Source organism: bacterium (genome assembly GCA_035945995.1).
Taxonomy (GTDB): Bacteria; Sysuimicrobiota; Sysuimicrobiia; order Sysuimicrobiales; family Segetimicrobiaceae; genus DASSJF01.
The window spans coordinates 1-5,852 of the sequence record DASYZR010000052.1 but is presented as its reverse complement, the minus strand read 5'-3'; the positions used below and the strand labels follow the sequence as shown (position 1 = coordinate 5,852).

Below are 5,852 nucleotides of genomic sequence, written 5' to 3'. Positions count from 1 at the left end.
ACCGAAACATGCGCCAGATTTCATCGACCGTGGTCGCGTCTTCCGGCGCCTTGTCGTCGCGGTAGCGGCCGGTAAACCGGGGGACCCGGAGCGCGAGACCGGCGTCCTTCCGCGCGCGCCCCCATCCCGCGGTGTGAATGGGTGACAGGGTGATCTCCGCCCCGATGATCTCCAGCACCACGGCCGGCTCGAACCACATGTCCGGCTCGATCCCCCGCGCGGGACGCCGGGCCGTACGGGAGGCAGCCAGTAGCCCCGAGAGCGTGTCCAGATCGGCGTCGGAGAATCCGGTTCCGACCTTGGTCACCGTGAGGAACATGCCGGTACCCGGATCATAGGCGGTCAGCTGCAGGGCCCCGTACCGTCCCCGCCGCTTTCCCGGCCGTGGAAGGCGCCGACCACCACCAAATCCAGAGTATCCTGCAGCTTTGTTTGGTACTCGCGCTTGTACTTGATCCACAGCCACCCGCGGGCACCGGCCTGATACACGGCATGCGGCGAGACAGACTTGCACATCACGCCCTCGCAGCAGTCTGTGATCGCCTCCTCGAAGAACGCCTGGAGACTTCGGGGATCACCGACGATCTTCTGCGTGGTGAGCCCGAGACGATTGGACGGCCGGAGACCGCGAGCAAGCGCCCGCCGCCGGTCCGAATAGGCACGGTTGGTGAAGTCCTTGCCGTTGGCGTACAGGAGATCGAATGCAAACAAACCGGCGGGATACCGGTCCATCGCCTCCGCGATCCCATACCGCCGGCGGCGGTGCATGAGCTCCTGAAAGGGCCGCAGCTCTCCGCTCTCGGGGACGAGCGCCACAATCTCGGCTTCGAGAATGGCGGTCCGGAAGCGCACCCCGTCGCATAGAAGCCGGACGGCGTCCGGATACTGATCGGTGATCTGCGTCAGGCGGCGGGAGAACAGCGTGACGTCCGTTCCACGGCGGTGGATCTGCACGCGTTCTCCATCGTACTTGTACTCGGCAGCGCATGTGCCGCCGAGCTTGGCCAGAATGGCCCCCGGGGTGGAGAGCCGCTGGGCGAGCATCGGGCGGACGGGGCGGCCGGGACGAACGGTGATCCGCGCGAGCCCGCGCAGGCCCGCGCGGCGACCGTGGCGGCGACCACCCCGAGGTCGGAGCAGATGTTGTAGGCTCGCTCGAGCACGGCGCGGCGCCCCCGCGCTCCCGCGTACGCCTCCGCGAGCGCGTCGAGGATCGTCACGTCGCCGATGCCGAGCCGCAGTTTGCCGGTGACGGTTCGCACCAGGTAGCACGCCTCCAGCGGTGCGGCCCGTCGAATCAGGCCCGAGAGCGCCGACAGTTTGCGCCCCTGCGCCCCTGGCCCGGAGACGGTGGCAATCTCTTCGAGACGTTTGAACACGCCGGCCACGTCCAGCGCCGCGGGGCGCCGCGCGGAGGACCGGGTCAGGAGTTGTTCCGCGATGGTCCCAAGGTCACCGGTCCGTCTCAGCAACGCGAGAACGCGTGCCGCGCTCGAGCCCGTGGCGTCCGCGACCGCCCTGGCCGCCGATGGTTCCGCCACGCCCATCTCGATCCCCGCGAACTCAGGGCCGAGCCGTCCCTGGCACAGGTAGACGACCTTCGGCAAAAGGTCGCTCGGCGTGCGGCGGAAGAGATCCGCCAGCGTAGCGACCACCGTCAGGCGACCGCCGACGCCTTCGAGTGTTCGATAGACGCCTGCCAACTGCGCGTAGCGCAAGACTAATGCCGGCGTTCGAGCCACGTGGACAGCCGCGGCCAGGACCGGGTGTTCAGCACGTCCGCTTTTGTGAGCCAGGCGCGCCGCGCGATGGCGACCCCGTAGCGCATCATGTCGAGGTGCTCCGCCCGATGGAAGTCCGTGTCGATCACGAGCAGCGCGCCGTGCCGGTGCGCCTCCCGCGCCCGCACGTCGCTGAGGTCCAACCGGTTGGGAAACGCGTTGATCTCCAGCGCGACCCCGTGCGCGGCCGCCGCCGTGAACACCGCGGTCCAGTCCACCGGGTATTCTTCGCGCTCGCCCAACAAGCGCCCCGACGGATGCCCCAGGATGTCCACGTGCGGGTTCTCGATCGCGCCGACGAGGCGCGCGGTCATCTGCGCCTTCGGCTGCGCGAACGCGGAGTGGATGGACGCAACGACGATCTCCATGTCTTTCAAGATTTCATCCGGCAGATCGAGGCGGCCGTCGGCCCGAATGTCCACCTCGAGGCCCTCTAGCAGGTGAAGGTGCCCCCGGTACGCCCGTTTGATCGTCTCGAATTCCTTGTGCCGCTCGGCGACGCGCGCCGTGGGCCACGCCGAGGCCCTTGGTATGATCGGTGATCGCCAGGTACTCGTAGCCCCGCGCGACCGCCGCGCGCGCGAGGACGTCGATCGTGTCGTGCCCGTCCGACCAGGTGGAGTGGCCCTGCAGATCCCCCTTGATATCGCGCGCCTCGAGCAGCGCCGGCAGCCGGTGGTGCAGGGCGGCCTCGATCTCGCCCCGATTCTCCCGCAGTTCCGGCGGAATCCAGTCCATGCCGAGAAACGCGTAGACATCGGTCTCGCGCTCGAAGGTATACAGCGTGCGTCCGCGCTTGATGCCATGCTCCGAGATGGAAAAGCCGTGTTCCACGCCCCAGGTCCGCAGCGCGATGTTGTGCTCCTTGGACCCCGTGAAGTGCTGAAGGAGCGATCCGTACTCGGCGCGCGGCAGTATTTCCAAATCCATCTGCACCCCGCCGGTATGAATGATGGTGGTCTTGGTGTCGCCGCGGGCCAGGATCTGCTTGACATCGGGATGCGTGAGGAAGCGCTTGATCGCGCCTGCCGGGTCCGTCGCGGCGCAGACGATGTCGATGTCCCCGACCGTGTCCCGCATCCGGCGCAGCGACCCGACCGGGTCGGCGCTGGATACCCCGGGGCATCGCCGCAGCGTCTCGACGAACTCACGGGCGATCGGTTCTGCAAACGGCAGGAGAATCCGGCCGGAGAGCCGGCGGAGCCGTGCGATGCCGGTCTTGATCCGCTCCCGCGTCTTCTGCTTGAAGTACCTGGCCGCCCGGGGACTGTCGAGGACCTGCTCGAGATCGGCCACGCTCTTGACCTTGAGCGTCTCGCATAACTTCTTCGCGGTCTTCGGCCCTACGTTGGGGATCTTCGTCAATCCCAGTTCCACGGTGGGGATGGTGTTCTTGATCTGGTCGTAGTATTTCAGCCGGCCGGTCTGGAGCAGCTCCTCGATCTTGAGCGCGATCGAGGTACCCACCCCCGGGATCGCATCGAGGGCCTTCCGGCCGCCCCGCCGGTAGCGCTCGGAGATGTCCTCGGCGAGGAACTCGACCGACCGCGCGGCGTTGCGGTACGCGATCACCCGAAAGACGATCTCCGCCTTGATCTCGAGGATACCCGCGATATCGTAGAGGATCCGGGCGATCTCCTTGTTTGTCATGCGCCTGGACGCAGTACGAGCGCTCATCGGCACGGCGGACACGGCCATCATGCGCTCCCCCCGCCACCGGCCCCTCTCTGGCGCGCTGGCGCCACACCCTATCGCCACCGTACCATCCGCGCTTCCCGTCTCACATCGGGCGCCGGCTTCATTCTCCCGAGGGCGCAATCAGACCGGCGCCCGATGTCCGGCGCGGGAACCGGGGCTACACTTAGCGTGGTGTCCAGCATGTCGGCTCAAGTCAAACACCAGCCGAACGAGAGCCTTACGGTGCAACGGGGATCCCGCCTGCGCCGGATCGACGCGTTCCGGTGGGAGATCCCGGCGGACTACAAGCCGGGAATGCGGGTCCCCGGACTGGTCTACGCCGACGAGGCGCTCCTTCCCAACATCGAGGAGGACCAAGCGCTGGAGCAGGTGGCGAACGCGGCAACGCTTCCCGGCATCGTCCGCCGGTCGATCGCCATGCCGGACATTCACTGGGGGTACGGGTTTCCGATCGGCGGGGTGGCGGCGATGCGGCTCGACGACGGCGTCGTCTCCCCCGGTGCGGTGGGCTACGACATTAACTGCGGGGTCCGGCTCCTCACTACCGGCCTCGCCCGGGAGGAGATACGTCCCCACCTTTCCGTCCTTGCCGACCGGTTGTTCGAAAACATCCCGTCCGGAGTTGGAGCGCATGGGCGCCTTCGCCTCACGCTTACTGAATTGGACGACGTGCTCGAGCGCGGCGCAGCCTGGGCCGTGGCGCGGGGGTTCGGCCGCCCGGACGATCTCCATCGGATCGAGTCTGAGGGGACGATCCCGGGCGCGGTGCCCGCGGAGGTGAGCCGGAAGGCCCACACCCGGGGGCTCAATCAGCTCGGCACGCTCGGCTCCGGGAATCACTTCCTCGAGATCCAGCAGGTCGACGAGATCTTCGATCCGGCGACGTCGGCGGTCTTCGGCCTGCGCCGGCCCGGCCAGATCACGGTGCTCATCCACTGCGGGTCCCGTGGGCTCGGGCATCAAGTCTGCGATGATTTCTTGGGTGTATGCAACGGCGCGCTTCCACGGTACGGGATCACGCTGCCCGATCGCCAGCTCGCGTGCGTCCCCCTATCCTCGCCAGAGGGTCAATCGTATCTCGGCGCGATGGCCGCGGCGGCAAACTTCGCGTTCGCCAACCGGCAGCTCATCACGCACTGGGTCCGCGAGACGTTCGCGGCGGTGCTGGGACCTCACGGTACGCCGCCCGGCTTGGACATCGTCTACGACGTCGCCCACAACATGGCGAAGATCGAGGACCACACCGTCGAGGGCGAACACGCGCGGCTGTGCGTGCACCGCAAGGGCGCGACGCGAGGGTTCCCCGCCGGCCACCCGGACGTGCCGGCCGCCTACCGCGATGTGGGGCACCCGGTATTCCTGCCCGGAGACATGGGCCGGTACTCCTACGTCATGGTGGGCACGCCGCTCGCGATGGCGGAGACGTTCGGCTCGACTCCGCACGGCGCCGGGCGCATGCGGAGCCGCGGCGCAGCACGGCGGCTGCTTCACGGCGTCGATATCGTCGAGGCTTTGGCCGCGCGGGGCATCATCGTCCGCGCTCAGAGCCGCGGTCTCCTGGCCGAGGAAGCGTCCGAGGCGTACAAGGATGTCGCCGACGTGGTCCGCGTGAGTGACGGGGCCGGGATCACCCGCAAAGTCGCCCGCCTGCGCCCGCTGGCCGTAGTGAAAGGCTGAGCCGGTGGCGCGTCGCCTCACGGCTTTCGAGACGTTCGAGCATACCGCCGACGTCGGCCTTGTCATCCGCGGACAAACACTGGAAGAGTTGTTCGCGAACGCCGCCGACGCCCTGGTCGATCTCATGGTCGATCCGAACGCACTCCGTGAGGATATCCGGATGACGGCCACCGTGTCGGCGGCCGACCGTTCGGCGCTGCTCGTCACCTGGCTCAACGAACTGCTTTACCTGCTCGACGTTCAACGATTCCTTCCCCGGCGCTGCCGAGTCACCGAACTCCGCGACACGGCCCTCGTGGCGGAGCTGTTCGGCGACACTGTCGATCCGAACCGGCACGCGGTCCGGAGAATGGTGAAGGCGGCAACATACCACGGCTTCTCGCTTACCCAGGCGAACGGTCTGTGGGAAGCCCGGGTGATTTTGAATCTCTGAGAGCTGCTACTGAGGCACCGGCACCTGACCCCTCCGAAGCGCTCTCGTGCGAGTTTGCCGCGATCTCGCTCAACCGCAGCGAAGTGCGTCGCGCCCCAAACGCAGAAGCGGGCGAACGGCTGGGATGGGACCTGGCCGGCACGGTGGAACAGGCCGCGGCGGATGGCTCGGGCCCCGGCGTCGGCGCGGCGTGGTCGGCCTCGTTGAGTCCGGTGCATAGGCCGAACTGGTGGCCGTGCCGACCCACGCGCTGGCAGAACTGC

The 5,852-nt window shown here is 67.7% G+C and carries 6 protein-coding genes and 2 pseudogenes; 3 read left to right on the top strand and 5 right to left on the bottom strand.

Translation table 11 applies throughout. The features are described 5' to 3' along the window. From VGZ23_05175 to VGZ23_05155, 5 genes and pseudogenes are all read right to left on the bottom strand, one after another. Positions 1-319 (bottom strand): DNA ligase (locus tag VGZ23_05175; GenBank protein ID HEV2356986.1); only part of this gene is annotated, 319 nt, incomplete at its 3' end. A gap of 23 nt (positions 320-342) precedes the next feature. Continuing rightward, positions 343-1,044, bottom strand: coding sequence for an ATP-dependent DNA ligase (locus VGZ23_05170; GenBank protein HEV2356985.1), 702 nt, complete (start codon positions 1,042-1,044; stop codon positions 343-345). Positions 1,045-1,208: 164 nt separating this feature from the next. Then, positions 1,209-1,742, bottom strand: a pseudogene (locus tag VGZ23_05165) (DNA ligase). Then, the gene (locus VGZ23_05160; protein ID HEV2356984.1) at positions 1,721-2,203 is read right to left on the bottom strand and encodes a hypothetical protein; all 483 of its coding nucleotides are present in this window, start codon (positions 2,201-2,203) and stop codon (positions 1,721-1,723) included. Before VGZ23_05160 ends, VGZ23_05165 begins: the two are co-directional and overlap by 22 nt. Further along, the gene (locus VGZ23_05155) at positions 2,163-3,431 is read right to left on the bottom strand and encodes a helix-hairpin-helix domain-containing protein (GenBank protein HEV2356983.1); all 1,269 of its coding nucleotides are present in this window, start codon (positions 3,429-3,431) and stop codon (positions 2,163-2,165) included. Before VGZ23_05155 ends, VGZ23_05160 begins: the two co-directional genes overlap by 41 nt. 270 nt (positions 3,432-3,701) lie before the next feature. Between VGZ23_05155 and VGZ23_05150 the strand changes: the two genes are divergently transcribed. From VGZ23_05150 to VGZ23_05140, 3 genes and pseudogenes are all read left to right on the top strand, one after another. Next, positions 3,702-5,156, top strand: a complete 1,455-nt coding sequence (locus VGZ23_05150; protein ID HEV2356982.1) for an RtcB family protein — start codon at positions 3,702-3,704, stop codon at positions 5,154-5,156. Positions 5,157-5,160: 4 nt separating this feature from the next. Continuing rightward, a complete protein-coding gene (locus tag VGZ23_05145) occupies positions 5,161-5,589 on the top strand; it encodes an archease (protein HEV2356981.1) in 429 nt (142 codons plus the stop codon). Further along, a pseudogene (locus VGZ23_05140) lies at positions 5,586-5,806 on the top strand (alcohol dehydrogenase). The gene VGZ23_05145 and the pseudogene VGZ23_05140 overlap by 4 nt, the downstream one beginning before the upstream one ends. Positions 5,807-5,852: the final 46 nt, after the last annotated feature.